This is a genomic window from Flavobacterium anhuiense (assembly GCF_050990855.1).
In the GTDB taxonomy this organism is placed as follows: domain Bacteria; phylum Bacteroidota; class Bacteroidia; order Flavobacteriales; family Flavobacteriaceae; genus Flavobacterium; species Flavobacterium anhuiense_C.
Genome location: NZ_CP158861.1, coordinates 746,907 through 763,276, shown reverse-complemented (window position 1 = coordinate 763,276; position 16,370 = coordinate 746,907). Strand labels below are relative to the sequence as shown.

Sequence of the window (16,370 nt, the reverse complement as noted above, 5' to 3'; positions counted from 1 at the left end):
TAACTTTTTGGGGCATGTTCATTAAGCGGGATTTTTTTTACTCTATTATGGTCTCGATAGTAACCTTCATTGCTCCGGCACCTTTATTTTTTGCAATATCCATAAAAGCTCTTTTAGACAAATCGATGTCGCGGGTTTTGACAAAAGGACCGCGGTCTGTAATTTTTACTATAACAAATTTGCCATTGGCTTCATTCGTTACTTTTACTCTTGTTCCAAAAGGAAGCTTCTTGTGGGCTGCAGTGTAATTGTTGTTGTTAAATCTGCTTCCATTAGCAGTTCTTTTTCCGTTAAAACGATCAGCGTAGTAGGAGGCGTGAGCGTTTTTCTTGTAAGGTCTAAGTTTTAAACCTTTGTCTGTAAAGACAGAGTCCGGTAATGGGATAAGGACTGGTTTTACATTTTTAACAGTGTCTTGAATGATTTTAGGTTCTGTCGTAGGTTTGGTTTGGCTTATAACATAGGTAAAGCCGCTAATTAATGTTAATGCGATTGTGGCGAATAAAATGTTTTTTTTATTTCTCATGGGTTATTTCTTTTCAGACTTGGGGGGAGTTTGTACAAATAATATGCCGAGATAAAAAAAGCCCTGTAGGAAGGGCTTTAATTGGTAATTTTTAGAACCAAAGGTTCCAAGGAATTCTGCTTAAAATAAGCAATAATCCTAATCCGTAAAAAATAGCAAAGGTTTTAAATTTAGCTTCGCTATTGATTAATTTTTTATGTTTAGACCATCCAATAGTAATTAAGATGATCGCAATAAGATTAATTAGGGGGTGCTCCAATGATGTTAATCTTAATTCTGCATTAGACATTTGTCCAAAAGCTGCTTTTCCTAGTGGAGAAACAAAATATAAGATTAAACCAATCAATAATTGCGTGTGTGTACCGATTAAAGCAAATAAAGCGATTTTACGATCTTTAGCTGTAAACTCTTTTTTTGAAGTTACTCCAAGAATGGCATTAACAACTGCAATAAGTAAAAGCAGTAATGCTAAGTATGCCCAGCCAGAGTGGAATTTTTGTAGAAAATTATACATAAACTGTGTTTTTTGTTTAAAACAAATATAACAAAAAAGGCTAAAAAAAACGGCATTAAACTTAAAAGTCAATGCCGTTTTTATTATTTATTAAGATTCTAAATTCTTAGAAATCGTAACGTAATGCGAAGTTCCAAGTTCTACCGAAACCAAAGTATACTTGGTTTGTAGTAGCAATACCTTTGTATGTTGAAACAGTTGGAACATCAGCAGCAAAAATATTTGTTTTTGCTTCAGCGATGTAAGTATAGTCAAAAACGTTGTTTACGTTTAATCTGAAACCTACAGAGTTGCTTTTGTTTTTACCTACTAATAATTTGTAAGATAAACCAGCATCAGCAGTACCGTAAGATGGCAATTGTAATGCTCCTCTGTTGTCTTCTTTAGTAAAGTTACCTGGAGAAATCTGAGCATACAATTTATCAACATAGTTATAGTTAGCATCAACTGTGAAACGTGGTAAAATCTCATAAGTAGCTCCTAAAGCAGCAGTTGTTTGAGCGGCATCTCCAACTCTTACACCATCAAGGTATAATGTTGTAGGAGTTCCTCCACCGATAGGATTGTTTCCAGAATCGTAACGGTTACTTGTACTAGTTCCTTCGTATTGCCAGTCTCCAATAGATAACATACCAGTAATAGTAAGTTTGTCAAGTACTTTTGCAGTACCATCAATCTCGATACCTGAGTGAATTTCAGTGATTCCAGCGAAGTCATAGTAACCTCCAGGGTTGTCAGCAGCTCCGTCATTTTGTCTTTGGTATCTGTCTTTCCAAGAAGTACGGTATAAGTTTACGTTTGCAGAGAATTTGCTTGTACGTAGACCGTAACCAGCTTCAAGACCGAAGATTTTTTCGTTTGTTAAGTTACCATTTACAAGAGATGCATTGTTTGGGTAAACTGCATTAAAGAATGGTTGTTTTGAGTAGTATCCTGAGTTAACAAAAATGTTATGGTGCTCGTTGATGTTGTAGTTAATACCACCTTTAACGTTTCCACCTACGATGTTTTCGTAGTCTGTACTAGATAATGGATCTGTAGACAAGTATTTGAAGTAATCAACTCTTTTGAATCCTTGTTGAGAAATAGCACCTTGAACGAATGCAGTAAATTTATCATTAGAATACTCTAATTGAGTAAATCCACCATACCATCTAACATCACCATCATTGTTGAAGTTGATTTTTTCTTCTTTATCAGTATCTTTAAATACATTCCAAGGAGCATAAGTAGAATATGTACTGTATAAAGTTCTATTAGGGTTGTTTACATCAAAATTGTCAATGTAAGCATCTGCTCCTAAAAGGTTGTTTACGTTTTGGTAGTGAAGACCTTTGTATCCTCTTACATCAACTCCAAGATCCCAAGTTAAGTTTTCTGTGAATTTTTTGTTGAAGTTAACAATTGCCCCGTACCAGTTGTGAGAGTTAACAGATGAAATTTGAGAAATACCAGTTGTAGAGTTCGTTAAACTTCCTGTAGAAGAACTATTTTGGAATTCTCCAGTTGTACCGTTAGTTGTACGAGTGTAATTAGTTCCGTTGATGTTTACAGTTTGTCCAGAGTTATAAGCAACAATTTTGTCAAAATCAACTAAACCGTCTGCAGTTCTGAATGCGTTATTAGCGTAGTTAAAACCTCTAATACCTCCAGCTCCTCTAGATCCTCCTCCACGTCCGAAAGAAACATAACCTACAGTAGATAATTTAGATGTTTCATTGATTTGGAAATCGTAGTTTAATGAAACAACCGGCTTATGGTAGTAGTTTCTTACCATGTTGAAAGCTTGACCATCTTTGTAACCCCAATCAGAGTTATATTTGATGTTTGGATCAGATTCTGTACCGTATTTTTGATACTGTGCTATCGTGATAAATGTATTTCTTTGGTCGTGCCATTGTGGAGCACCAGTAACTGTGAATTGGAAATCGTGTTTGTTGTTTTTTGTAGTATAACCAAGAGCTACATAGTAGTTATCTCCGTTAAATTGAGTTCCATCTACATATCCATCGCCTTGAGTGTGGCTATATAAAACAGAAGCAGAGAATCCGCTGTCTAATTTTCCTGTATTGTAAGAAACATTAGATTTGAAGAAGTTATCGTTACCAAAAGAAGTCCCTACTGTACCACCTTGTTTCAAATCTGCTGCTCTAGTTACATAGTTCATTGTACCTCCAACAGAAGCAATAGCTAATTTTGAAGATCCTAAACCTCTTTGAATCTGAATTGCAGAAGTAACATCAGATAAACCAGCCCAGTTACTCCAGTAAACAGAACCATTTTCCATGTCGTTAACTGGCATACCGTTAACCATTACCGCAACGTTGTTTTGGCTAAATCCACGAACTGTAATTCTTGAATCTCCAAATCCACCACCAGATTTAGTTACGTAAACAGATGGAGTGCTTTTTAACAATTCAGGAAGTTCTTGGTTTCCAAGTTTTGCCTGAATTTCAGAAGCTTTAATTGTAGAAACAGCAACAGGAGTTTTTCTGTCTTTTGCAATATCTACAGTGCTACTTTTTACTACAATCTCAGTTAATTCGTTTGAGTTAGAAACCAAAGTGATAGTTCCTAAGTTTGTAGTTGCGCCATTTGACACATTAAATTTCACAGTTTGGTTGTCATAACCTAAGAAAGAGATAACAATCTCACCTGTGCTTGATGTTGATGTAAGAGTAAATTTACCATCAAAATCTGTTGAAGTTGCTGTAGTAGATCCTTTGATCACCACATTTGCTCCTGGTAACCCACCTGTTCCGTCGGTAATTTTACCAGTAACTTTTCCTTGAGAAAATACGGTTGAAACTATCATAAAGAATAGTCCGGTCAGTAACCAATTTTTCATTTTCTTCATTTTGTTATTGAGTTTATTGTTTTTGGCAAAATTATAACAAATAACTCAGATAATGTTATCGAAATGTTAAGAAAAAACAGTTTTGTCTTTTGTGCTGCGCATTAAAATGAATTTTTCTTTTTTCTTTAAAAAAAATATTGATTTGTTGAATTTATGCAATGGTTTTTTGTTAAAAGTGTAATTATTTCGACAGAGCTCTAACAGGAGGATTGTTAATGAGCGGATTTTCCTGTCTTTTGTCGGTAGTTTATGTGAAAAACGTCCTAATTATACTAGTAATTAGGACGTTTAAAAAGTTATAAAATATTTAAATAAATGTTTCTATTTGTTTTTTAAGAAATGATTTAGCAAAAATGAAGTCGAGCTGTCATGGTTCTTAACAGTTTTAGAATTAATCTCGTCCAGGATAGAATTTGCCAATTGTTTACCTAATTCAACTCCCCATTGATCAAAACTGAAAATGTTCCAAATAACACCTTGAACAAAAATCTTGTGTTCGTATAACGCGATTAAAGATCCTAAGCTTTTTGGAGTAAGTTTCTGAATCAAAATAGTGTTGGTTGGTTTGTTTCCTGTAAAAACTTTGAAAGGTCTCAGGTAAGATGCTTTATCAGCCGCAAGTCCTTGTTTGTCAAATTCTGCCTGAACTTGAGCTTCTGTTTTTCCATTCATTAAAGCCTCTGTTTGAGCAAAGAAGTTTGACATTAATTTGTCGTGGTGGTCTTCGTTTCCATAAAGCGGTTTTACAAATCCGACAAAATCTGTTGGGATTCTTTTCGTTCCTTGGTGAATTAATTGGAAGAAAGCGTGTTGAGAGTTTGTTCCTGGCTCTCCCCAAATAATGGTTCCCGTTTGGTAGTTAACCGGTTTTCCGTCGCGACCAACACTTTTTCCATTACTTTCCATAAATGCTTGTTGCAAATAAGGAGCAAGTTTATGTAGATATTGTGTGTACGGAATCAGAGCTTCGCTTTCAGCGCCATAAAAATTATTGTACCAAACACTTAATAAAGCTAAGATAACAGGAATGTTTTCATCAAACTCTGCCGATTTGAAATGCTCATCCATTTCATAAGCGCCGTTTAATAAATCATTATAATTATCAAATCCAACTGCCAAAGCAATGCTTAAACCTACTGCACTCCATAAAGAAAATCTTCCTCCAACCCAATCCCACATCGGAAAAACGTTGTTTGGGTTAATTCCGAACTCTGTTACTTTCTGAATGTTTGTAGAAACTGCCACGAAGTGTTTTGCAATATCTTCTTGAGAAGCCGATTTCAAGAACCATTCTTTAATAGTTTCAGAATTAGAAAGCGTTTCTTGAGTAGTAAATGTTTTAGAAACAATTACAAAAAGTGTCGTTTCAGGATTTAGTTTTTTGATAACTTCATTAACGTGATCACCGTCAACGTTTGAAACGAAATGTGTATTTAAGTGATTTTTGTAAAATTGTAAAGCTTCAACAGCCATAACAGGACCAAGGTCAGAACCACCAATTCCGATATTAACGATATCAGTAAAAGCTTTTCCAGTGAAGCCTTTTCTTTGTCCAGAGATTACTTCTTGTGTAAAGTTTTTGATTTTATTTTTTACTTCGTAAACTTCAGGAATTACATTTTCTCCGTCAACATTAATTACAGCCGATTCAGGCGCACGCAAGGCAGTATGTAAAACAGCGCGATTTTCTGTCTGATTGATTAATTCTCCTCCAAAATATTGTCCAATTGCATCTTTCAATCCGATTGAATTTGCCAATTCTAATAAAAGAGAAACAGTTTCCTGACTGATATTATTTTTTGAGTAATCTACTAAAAAGTCATTCCATTGCAAATTGAATTTTTCGGCACGCGCACTATCTTGTTGAAACAATTCTTGTATTGTGGTTTCGTGAATTGCGTTATAGTGGTTTTGTAGATTTTTCCACGCTTCAGTCCCAGTTGGGTTTGTTGTGTTTAAAGCCATTTTTATCTATAATTGAGTTTGTTTTTTGAAACACAAAAATACTGAAATAACTTTTAAAAGGAGAAAGGTTCACGATTATATAACAATTAGTTACGAAAACGTTTTATGGATTTTGAGTTTGGTTTTTTGTAGATATAATTACTGCCCCGTCATTCTCTTTTTCATTATAAATTATCCGACTGCTATTTTGGTTTAAAAAATTTAGACTTGTGATGTCAGCTTTTTTTAACGGTAATCTAATAGTGTCCTCATTTTTGTTGTATCTAAATGGAATTCCGTCTATTACAATTACGGGAGAATTTTCTAATTGATTGTCTTCAAAGGCTGTATTTATAAATTCTGAAACATAATATCTGTTTTTGCCAGTATCATTTAAGATAAAAACTTTTGGTTTATTGCATCCAACTAAGATTACTGACAGAAATAGTAGTGACAAGTATTTCATTGATTTTAGGATTGCCAAAATTTCCACCAAGGCTTCTTGTTGATTTCTATAACTTTTTTCGCTACATCAACATCAATTCTTTTTAGCGATTCGGTTTTGATTTTAGAATCATCAAAAAAAAGTATTCCGTTTTCGTCCATTCCAAGAGGAAGTTTGGTTCTTTCTTTCCATTCTTCGGTTTGTAATTCTGGAATTAAAGGAGCATCGATTTTTTCGCGAAAGCGTTTTTGAGCTTTTTCTGTAATTTCTTCTTCTAAGTTTGAAGACGAATTTTTGAAAAGTGAAATCGAAATGTCAGGAATGTTTAAAAGAAAAACTTGTGTTTTGACATCAATTTTCTGAATGTCCAATACTTTGAAATACGCAATTGAATCTAAAAGAAAATGACCAATTTTTGCCGAATCAGGATTGAATTTTGATAAATCTTTTGCATGTGCGCTTGCAATCAAATATCTCACATTTCCAGTAAGGCCGCCGCCAATCGAACTCATATCGGTAAAACCTTTTTCCTGAATGATCTGTCCGACTTTATAATTTAAAATCAAATTTTCAGGAAGATTGGTATCTCTGTAAAATAGTTTTAAACCAGAGAAAGTTTCATGATACATGGTTTTAAGGCGCGCATTTTTCATGATTGTTTCTTATTTGAATTGAATTGTGACTAAGAAATAATGTGGAATTTTAAAATGCGTTCCAAGATTTTCTGGTTTAACGTCTGACTGAACTACTTCGCAATAAGAAGCAGATCCATCTGGATGTTTGGTTGGAGTAATAATTGTAAGTATTGGTGTTTCTTGATTGGAGTCAATATTCAATTCAGTTTTATTTCCGAAAAAGTCTTTTAAGGTGTAGTCGTCAGAATCGCTTTTTAGATCGAAATACGATTTTTTACTTCCAAATTTTACGCCTCTAATGGACGTTTTTAATTTTCCATCTGCTACTTTAAATAAAAAAGTAAGAGACTCTTTATTCGATTTTATTTTGAAAAAATCGGCTTCTCTTCCGTCAAAAAGTAAAGACGTATTGATAAGTTTGCCATCTGCAAATTCTTGTAGATTGATAACATATTGTTTTCCTTTTAAATATTTTCCTTCAAAGTTAAACTGCTCAAAATAGATTTTTTCAAAATCAATTAAGTTTTGAATTTCAGCGTTCTTGCTTCCGTAATTAGTAGTTACCTTAATATTGTTTTGAGCAAAAGAAAAATTTACTGCTAGAATAAGAAGTGGAAGTAGGTTTTTAAATTTCATATAAAATTGGTTGTTGGCTTTATTTTTTTTGCTAAAATAAAGATTTATTCTTACAAATTGCCAATGCTGTCTAATTCTCTTTTCAAAGGTTCGATCTGACTCATGAAACGGGTTCTATCACTTCCAGTTAAAGATTCGCCTGTTGGAAGATTCAAACGAAGCGCATCTACTTGAACTCCATTTTTCCAGAAACGGTAGCAAACGTGCGGGCCAGAAGCTAAACCTGTACTTCCAACCAAACCGATTGTCTGACCTTGTGTAACGCGCTGTCCACGACGAACTAAGATTTTGGACATATGTAAATATTGAGTAGAGTAGGTTCCGTTGTGTTTCACTTTTACAAAGTTTCCGTTTCCTGCCGTATATCCTGTAGTTTCTACAACTCCAGAAGCTGTCGTTGAAATTGGCGTTCCTGTCGGAGCGGCATAATCAGTTCCTTTGTGTGCTTTCCAAGTATGTTGCACCGGATGGTATCTGTTCATGGTGAATCGAGAAGTGATTCGGCTGAATTTAATTGGAGTTTTTAAGAAGAAATTTTTAAGTGTTTTCCCTTCATCATCATAATATTCTACCTTGCCAGAAGTCGTATCTCTTTCAAAAGGAAACGCATAAATGATTTTTCCTTTATATTCAAAAAAGGCGGCTTCAAGATCCTCGACTCCATCGTACGTTTTTCCATTAATAAAACGTTCGGTAAAAATTAATCCGTAACGGTCTCCTTTTTTAAGTTTGAAGAAGTCAATTGACCAAGAGAAAACTTTTGTGATTCGGCTTGCCAAAGCAGTTTCGACACTTTCATTTCCTAAAGTTTCTGATAATGAGCTTTTAAGAACACCGCCAATCATTTTTCTTTTTAAAGTAACGGGTTTTATTTTTTTGTATGCTTTTGCAATACTATCACGTAAGTCAATAACATAATAACTTAAAGCATCTGGCTGATAAACAAAAACCTGAAGATCGTTTGTTTTGTTTTTAGAGCGAAGTAGTGTAAAAGGTTTGCCGTAACGAATGCTTCTAACATTAAAAGAATCTTTTACTTGCTCTACAATATCGTGTACTTTTTTGTCTCCAATATTTTGACTTTGCAGGATTGAGCCAAAAGAATCTCCTTTTGAAATAGTATCATTAACAACATTAAAGTCTGCGTAATTAAAACCGAATTCTATTCTTTTGGTTGCTGGTTTAGTAATTTTTGTTTCTACTTTTTGTTCTGCTTTTTTACATGAAAAAATAGAAAACAAGACAATTAAAATTACGACTGCTTTTTTCAAACTTTATAAATTTTTTGTGGTGAAATTAAACTTCGGTTTCATTTCCCCAATTGGACAATTCTTCTTCGGTCCACAATTTAGGAAAAAAGATGCGTCTTTGGTATTTTGGGTGCATATATTTTTGCCAATCACTTCCTCCTGTAGCTTCTCCATTACCTTTTCCACTTTCTAAAATGTATTTTCTAGCTGTATTAAGGTGCTGCATTACCCAAGTAATGTTAACCGTTTTGTCGTAATGGCGCATGGCATCAATCAATGTTGCATTTTGTTGATCTTCAAGAGGTAATTGGATGAATTTTTGCCAAAGATTTTTTGTTTTGAAAGAAGCCATTTGTCGTAAAAACAGCTCTTTGTACTTCTTTTCAAACTCATTAAGCAAATATGATTTTTCGCCTGTGTGGTAATCTTTCCCGGCAGCTTGCCAATACAAATGTTCAAAGCTAGTTTCTAAATCAGTGTTTTCATCAAATTTTGCTTTGTATCTGCGGTCTGTTAAGTTGATGACATCTGTGGAAGCAAATTCGATCATTCTATATTGTGCGCTCTGAAAACCACTTGCAGGAGTAAGGGTGTTTCTGAATTTCATGTATTGATCTACTTCCATTCCGTTTTCCATAATGCTGAACGAATTGGTAAGCATGTCAAAATATCTTGTAATTCTTGATAGTCTTTCGCTGAAAAAATCAACCTGAATGTTTTCTGTTTCGGCAATTTGATCAATTTCCCACAAAATCATTTTAAAAATCAATTCGTTTACCTGATGGTACATGATAAAAACCATTTCGTCAGGAAGCGTGGTGCGTTGGATTTGCAGATTCAAAAGTGCGTCAGTCTGAATATAATCCCAATAGGTGATTGGTTTGGCCCAAAGCAATCCCTCTAATTGAACATCAGTCTTTTGATTTATGGCTTGAAATTTAAGATCAATTTCTTTTAAAATTGCTTCAGAATTATCTGTAGGGTTCATTATTTTTTTGCTTTAAGTGGACTTTGCAATCCTTTATATTCATCGAGATCAGCTTTAAGAGATCCTACAGCTAAATCTGCTTTAATTCTTATTGGTACTTTGTTGGCATCATCTGTTATCCAGAGTGTTAAGCTCTCTTTTTCTTTAAAGACTCTACCAGTCTGCACTAGTGGCTTAAAAACCATCGTAGAAACGGTACCAAATTTAGTCGTAATATCTTGACGACCTATATATTTTAACTTAAATTTTGTGATTTCATCATCAAAAAACATATCGATTGTAATGGCTTCACCAGATTTGAGTTTGTCAATATTTGGATGGTTTCTCAAAAAGTAAAAAGCGGATACAATATCTTGTACATTTTCTGTTACAACAATCGTCTTTTCTGATTTACGTTTGTAGTCTTTTACTAAGACTTTATTTTCGTTTTGATTAAAAAAACCTTCTTGGTTTTTGGTGTAGCCGCCTTCGTCTATTTTTCTGACATAACGATAGGGTTTTCCTGTCTCTTTGTCAAAATAACTTTCGTATAAATCTTCTACTTTGAAGAAAAATTTGGACATTCCTGTGGTGTAACCTTTTCCAACAGAGTGAAATACCTTTTTGTTATTTATCGTCGCGTCTTTAACTTCAAGAGTGGCGTATCCAGCATTTACAATGCCGTAATGTATTCTAAATTTGAAATATTCTCCAGTGTCGAAAGCATCTTCTTTTTGAGGCGTGAACGAGAGTATAGTTAGTGCTAATATAATGAGAATGAACTTTTTCATAGTATAATCTTTACGTTTTATTATAAAGGTAGACAAATGCAAATTCTATTCCAAATGTACCAAAACAAAAAAACTCAGTCAAAGATGACTGAGTTTTTATGCTATTAACTAACCAAAAAACTATAAATTATGAAATTTATATCAATTCGGAAGGAAACCACCCCTTCCTGATTTGCGGTGCAAAGATAGATAGAAAGTTCAAAAATAAAATAGCAAAAGTCAAGTTTAACATAACATTTGCAAAAAAAGCATCGTTTTTTGGCGAATTCTGCGGTTTTCTATATAGAAATTAACATTTTATAGCGTTCCTCTCAATTCTTGCTCTCTTTCGATAGACTCAAAAAGGGCTTTAAAGTTACCTGCACCGAACCCTTTTGCACCCATTCTTTGAATGATTTCGAAGAAAAGCGTCGGTCTGTCCTGAACTGGCTTCGTAAAAATTTGTAATAAGTACCCATCTTCGTCAGCATCGACCATGATCGCTAATTTTTCGATTTCATTTAAATCTTCTTTCATCATGTTCATATGAACACCCAATCTTTCAGGAATGGCTTCATAATAAGCGTGAGGAGGAGCAGATAAAAATTCGACACCGCGTGCCCTTAGCTGCGATACCGTTTTAATAATATCGTCTGTCGCAATAGCGATATGCTGAATTCCAGGCCCGCCATAGAAATCTAAATATTCTTCAATCTGAGATTTTTTCTTTCCTTCTGCCGGTTCGTTAATTGGAAATTTAATTCTTCCGTTTCCGTTTGACATTACTTTACTCATCAATGCAGAATATTCTGTAGTAATTTGTTTGTCATCAAAAGAAAGGAAATTCACAAATCCCATAACTTCTTCGTAGAATTTTACCCAAGTATTCATCTCATTCCAACCCACATTTCCAACCATGTGGTCAATATATTTCAATCCAGTTGGTTCAGGGTTAAAGTCCGATTTCCATTCTTTATAGCCTGGCAAGAAAACGCCGTTGTAATTTTTTCTTTCTACAAAAATGTGAACAGTTTCTCCGTATGTATAAATTCCAGAACGAATTACTTGGCCAAATTCATCTTCTTCTACAGTTGGTTCCATAAAAGAACGTGCGCCACGTTTCATCGTTTCTTCGTATGATTTTGTAGCGTCTTCAACCCAAAGCGCTGCCACTTTTACTCCGTCGCCATGTTTTTTCAAATGTTCGTTGATTGGAGAATCTGCTGTTAAAGGCGTTGTCAGAACAATTCTAATTTTATCTTGTTTCAAAACATAAGATGCTCTATCTCGTACCCCAGTTTCCAATCCGGCATAAGCCAATGACTGATATCCAAATGCAGATTTATAATAATGTGCGGCTTGTTTTGCATTTCCCACATAAAATTCTACATAATCTGTTCCTAATAATGGAAGGAAATCTTGTGCTCCTTCAAATATTTTCTCTAATCCGTATTCTACTGATTTTACTTCTTTGCTCATGATTTTTTAATTAGAAAATGTGCCAATTAGAAAATTAGATAATTATTTGCGCAATTTTGACATTGGCACATTGACAAATTATCTCATTATCTAATTGAACTCATCTTTGATGTTGATATTATTTTATTTAAAATTTTTAAAATTTCTGAAAGATCATTTAATAAACGTTTGCAATTTGGATATTCACTATGTGCATCACACAAAAACAACCAATATTCAGTTTCGTCTGCTTCTTTAATTGCAATTTTTAATTTGTGTATAAAGTCGGCTTTACTTTCTGCATTTTGAGACTCTTTTGAATTTGCTCCAATTGATGTACCGCTTTTTAATAATTGATTTGCAATAACAAACTTTTTTTGCTCTTGAAGTTCGTCAGTGTAATCAATAATATTTAATGCGAAATTGAACGTTTTAATTAAAAGAGCGTTGTCTTTGTATTTTTCGTTAAAGGTCATTTTGGGTAATTAGATAATTTGAAAATGTGTCAATGAGATAATTTATTTTGTAAGTTTAAAATTACAATAATTATTTTGATTATTTCATTTATACGTTTTTAGGCATTATCTAATTTTCTAATTGCCACATTAACTAATTACTACTCCGTCCAGGATTTATAATATTTCCCGTCATCCAATCCCATAGCTTCTTCTGTAACCATTAGTGGTCTGAAAGTATCCACCATAACAGCTAATTCCTGAGTTTCTTTGTGACCGATGCTTCGTTCCATTGCCCCAGGCGCTGGTCCGTGCGGAATTCCTTTTGGATGTAAAGTAATATGACCTTGCTCAATATTATTACGGCTCATAAAATCGCCATCAACATAATATAGTACTTCGTCAGAATCTATATTGCTGTGGTTGTAAGGCGCCGGAATTGCTTTCGGATGATAATCGTAAAGTCTTGGGCAAAATGAACAAACGACAAAAGTCGCCGTTTCAAAGGTTTGATGGACTGGTGGCGGTTGGTGTACACGTCCCGTTATAGGTTCAAAATTGTGAATGGAAAATCCGTATGGAAAATTGTAGCCGTCCCAGCCTACAACGTCAAACGGATTTGTGGCATAAACCACTTCGTGAAGCATTCCTTCTTTTTTGATTTTAATTAAAAAATCACCTTTTTCGTCGTGTGTTTCCAATTCGTTTGGCAAAATGAAATCGCGTTCGCAAAATGGCGAATGCTCTAAATGCTGACCCGATTGGTTTTTATAACGTTTTGGTGTATAAAAAGGAGAATAAGATTCTACATAAAAAAGTCTATTGTCCTCCGTTTCGAAATCAATCTGATATATAATACCACGTGGAATAATTAAATAATCGCCATATTCAAACGGAATATTTCCTAACATGGTTCTCAATTTTCCTTTTCCTCTATGGATGAAAAGCATTTCATCAGCATCGGCATTTTTGTAGAAATAATTTCGAAGCGATTCTTTCGGCGCAGCCAAGCCAATAATGCAGTCTTTGTTGACTAGCATTGCTTTTCGGCTGTCCAAAAAGTCGTTTTCTGGTTTTAATTCAAAACCTTTAAAAAGAAGTGATTTTATATTTTTTCCGATTGCAATTTTGGGTTCAACCGAATAAGAGTTCAAAATTTCTTTAACCTGTGTTGGTCTGTGCACGTGATACGACAATGATGAATGTCCGTGAAAACCTTCGGTTCCAAACAATTGTTCGTAGTAAAAACCGCCGTTTGGTTTTTCAAATTGGGTGTGTCGCTTTTGCGGAAAGTCTCCGAGTTTATGATATAATGGCATGGCTTTCTCAATTAGATAATTAGTAAATTAGATAATTCGAAAATTTGAATTGCAGAGATAATAATCAGTTTAATTTTTACAATTAACTGATTATTTCAATTCTATAGAGCCATTACTCTGGATTTCTCTTGATGAGGAATTGAAGATACTCTAATAAACCTGTCCAATTTGTTTTCATTATAACAAATGTCGTAATTTTTTCGGAGTAAAAATAAAAATTATATTATTTATAACTAAAAAATATTCTGGTTTTTTTGATTTAATTTTTACAAAGCAAAAAAATAGCTTGATTTTGTTGAAGTATTCTCGATTATAACTCTAAAATATAAATCCGATGCTAAACCAAGTAAAGCTTTTTGACATTTCTGGAGAATAAGATTGTTTGATTTCTATAGGGCCAATGATTGTTTCTAAACCGTAACCTATAGCATAACCCGTATATTTTGGCATCGAAATCCAATCGACGCCAGAGAAAATATCATTTCCAAGATTGGCAAAATTGGCGGATAAGTTGATATGGTTTTTTCTAAGAATTTCGTAATCGAGGGTAATTCCAGTTTTAATATAACTATTTCCAGCAATGCTTAAAAAGTCGTAGCCATAAAAATAATTGAAGTTATTGATTTTGCTATAACCGTAACCTCCTAAAATAAAGTCGAAAAATGGCACACTGCTATTTCCAAATGTAAAACCAGCATCGGCATCAATCTTAAAAGTAGCCTTTTTAAATAAAGTGCTCACATAAGAAGCTTCTGCTTTGGCAATCGAAAAAGGTTTGAATGTATTGGTGTAATCAGAAGAAGCCATATAAGTTTGCAGATCGGTAGAAAAATACATTCCGGAACTTGGATAATATTTCTCGTCGAGCGAATCGTACTTTAAATAAGCAAAGGCACTCAAATAACTGCTTTTGTCAATTATATTATCTTCGTTGGCCAATGTTGGCGAATTTATTTTTAGGTATTTATATTCTAAACCTCCGCCCATTAAAAATTTCTGAACAAAAATGGTCTGGAAATAAGCCTGATTATTGATGTCCATAAAGTCAACATTGATCAAATTGACATTGGGATTTTCGTTTAGAACACTGCTCAAACTTGTGGTAACATTTCGATTAAACTGGCTCAGTCGTGATCGAAATCCAAAGCTAATATTAAAACCGTTTTCTACATAATAATTGAAATCGTATCTGAAATTATCTCCCAAAATTATATCCAAAGAGGTAACATCATTTTTTAAAAATGTCTTTTTATGTGTAAGGTTTAATAAAATGCCACTTTTATAAAGTCCGTCATAATGAAGTCCAAGTTTTAAATAGGTTTGCGTTGGATTTTCTTTTAAGACCAAATCAAGATCATCTTTATCTCCATTTGGCTGAAGGCAATACGAAATCGTGCTAAAGTTTTGAGTAGCATTCAAATTATTAATTCCTGTTTTTAGACCGTCATACGTGATTGTACTTTCTGGTTTAAAACGAAGTTTACCGCGAATATATTCTTTCGTATAATTTTCTAATTTGTCTGTATTAATGTTTTGAATATGCAGTGTATCAGTCGCAATTTTAAGTTTGGGCTTTTTATAAAAGTTGTTTTCATCTGTTAATGATTTGATTTTTTCGTAAACAGCAAAAGCAGCTTCTTCTCCTTTTCGTATGATTTCTTCTCCTCGGTCAAACGAAATAACGCCAAAATCACGAATATCGGGCTTGATATAAATATCGGTTTCTTGTCTCTTGCTTTTCATTTTTTCAATCGACTGCAAATTTGTAATCTGCACCAGAATTCGGGTTGCGTTTTTTAAGCCTTTTCTATTTTGCAAATCATCCTGAACGTCTACACCAATAATAATATCTGCACCGAGATTTTTCACTTCTTGAATAGGGTAATTGTTCACGACACCACCGTCAACTAAAAGTTTTCCGTCAATTTCAACTGGTGTAAATAAAGAAGGAAAAGCAGCGCTCGCCATCATGGCTTGAACAAGATTTCCTTTATTAAGTAAAACTTCGTCGCCGGTTTCAATATTGGTAGCAATACATAAAAATGGAATTGGCAAATCATTAAAATCTCTTACGTGACGTACATTTCGAGTCAAACTGGTCAAAAGATTGTAATTGTACATTCCTTTTGAAAGTGCTTCTGGAATTCCAATTCTGAAATTACTGAAAGGCAAAGTGATGGCATACAATTCGTCGTTCTTTTTGCCATAAAAATTCTTAGAAGAACGTGGAATGTAATCGTTTATTAATTCGTCGAAATTGGTTTGCTTGAAAATAGAATCGATTTGTGAGGCGTTGTAACCAGAGGCGTAAAGTCCGCCAATTACAGATCCCATACTGGTTCCGCCAATGTAGTCAATTTTGATTCCGGCTTCTTCCAGAACTTTCAAAACTCCAATATGTGCAAAACCTTTGGCACCGCCGCCACTTAACACTAATCCGATTTTAGGTCTTTTAAGGCTGTCTTTTTTTATTTCTTGCGAAAATGATTTTGACGAAAAGAAAAATGCTGCTAAAAAAACAAATGCGAATATGTACGAAGAAACTCCTTTTGACCAAATATTCGAAATGTACAGTTGGGATGAGCGCATAAATG

14 protein-coding genes are annotated in these 16,370 nt (G+C 34.0%); all 14 read right to left on the bottom strand.

All coding sequences use genetic code 11. From position 1 onward, the window contains the following. Positions 1–37: 37 nt before the first annotated feature. Complete coding sequence (locus tag ABTV69_RS03610) at positions 38–526, bottom strand: septal ring lytic transglycosylase RlpA family protein (protein WP_433834318.1); 489 nt, start codon at positions 524–526, stop codon at positions 38–40. A 91-nt stretch (positions 527–617) separates the two neighbouring features. Next, complete coding sequence (locus tag ABTV69_RS03605) at positions 618–1,040, bottom strand: hypothetical protein (RefSeq protein WP_433834317.1); 423 nt, start codon at positions 1,038–1,040, stop codon at positions 618–620. A 106-nt stretch (positions 1,041–1,146) separates the two neighbouring features. Then, on the bottom strand, positions 1,147–3,897 hold the full coding sequence (locus tag ABTV69_RS03600) for a TonB-dependent receptor (RefSeq protein WP_433834316.1): 2,751 nt from the start codon (positions 3,895–3,897) through the stop codon (positions 1,147–1,149). Between the two features lie 321 nt (positions 3,898–4,218). Then, on the bottom strand, positions 4,219–5,862 hold the full coding sequence (gene pgi / locus ABTV69_RS03595; RefSeq protein WP_433834315.1) for a glucose-6-phosphate isomerase: 1,644 nt from the start codon (positions 5,860–5,862) through the stop codon (positions 4,219–4,221). A gap of 103 nt (positions 5,863–5,965) precedes the next feature. Next, on the bottom strand, positions 5,966–6,307 hold the full coding sequence (locus ABTV69_RS03590; protein ID WP_433834314.1) for a hypothetical protein: 342 nt from the start codon (positions 6,305–6,307) through the stop codon (positions 5,966–5,968). A 5-nt stretch (positions 6,308–6,312) separates the two neighbouring features. Next, complete coding sequence (locus ABTV69_RS03585; protein WP_433834313.1) at positions 6,313–6,939, bottom strand: hypothetical protein; 627 nt, start codon at positions 6,937–6,939, stop codon at positions 6,313–6,315. Positions 6,940–6,948: 9 nt separating this feature from the next. Beyond that, on the bottom strand, positions 6,949–7,557 hold the full coding sequence (locus ABTV69_RS03580) for a hypothetical protein (protein ID WP_433834312.1): 609 nt from the start codon (positions 7,555–7,557) through the stop codon (positions 6,949–6,951). 50 nt (positions 7,558–7,607) lie between these two features. Beyond that, positions 7,608–8,828 carry a peptidoglycan DD-metalloendopeptidase family protein gene (locus ABTV69_RS03575; RefSeq protein ID WP_433834311.1) on the bottom strand — a complete coding sequence of 407 codons (1,221 nt, stop codon included), beginning with the start codon at positions 8,826–8,828 and terminating at the stop codon, positions 7,608–7,610. A 25-nt stretch (positions 8,829–8,853) separates the two neighbouring features. Next, complete coding sequence (locus ABTV69_RS03570) at positions 8,854–9,795, bottom strand: tryptophan 2,3-dioxygenase family protein (protein ID WP_433834310.1); 942 nt, start codon at positions 9,793–9,795, stop codon at positions 8,854–8,856. Continuing rightward, entirely contained in the window at positions 9,795–10,565 is a 771-nt protein-coding gene (locus ABTV69_RS03565; protein WP_433834309.1) for a DUF3108 domain-containing protein, read from the bottom strand. Before ABTV69_RS03565 ends, ABTV69_RS03570 begins: the two co-directional genes overlap by 1 nt. Before the next feature lie 297 nt (positions 10,566–10,862). Next, the gene (gene hppD / locus ABTV69_RS03560) at positions 10,863–12,023 is read right to left on the bottom strand and encodes a 4-hydroxyphenylpyruvate dioxygenase (protein ID WP_433834308.1); all 1,161 of its coding nucleotides are present in this window, start codon (positions 12,021–12,023) and stop codon (positions 10,863–10,865) included. A gap of 86 nt (positions 12,024–12,109) precedes the next feature. After that, on the bottom strand, positions 12,110–12,478 hold the full coding sequence (locus ABTV69_RS03555; RefSeq protein WP_433834307.1) for a four helix bundle protein: 369 nt from the start codon (positions 12,476–12,478) through the stop codon (positions 12,110–12,112). Positions 12,479–12,618: 140 nt separating this feature from the next. Next, entirely contained in the window at positions 12,619–13,776 is a 1,158-nt protein-coding gene (locus tag ABTV69_RS03550; RefSeq protein WP_433834306.1) for a homogentisate 1,2-dioxygenase, read from the bottom strand. Positions 13,777–14,094: 318 nt separating this feature from the next. Continuing rightward, a complete protein-coding gene (locus ABTV69_RS03545) occupies positions 14,095–16,365 on the bottom strand; it encodes a patatin-like phospholipase family protein (protein ID WP_433834305.1) in 2,271 nt (756 codons plus the stop codon). Positions 16,366–16,370 lie beyond the last annotated feature (5 nt).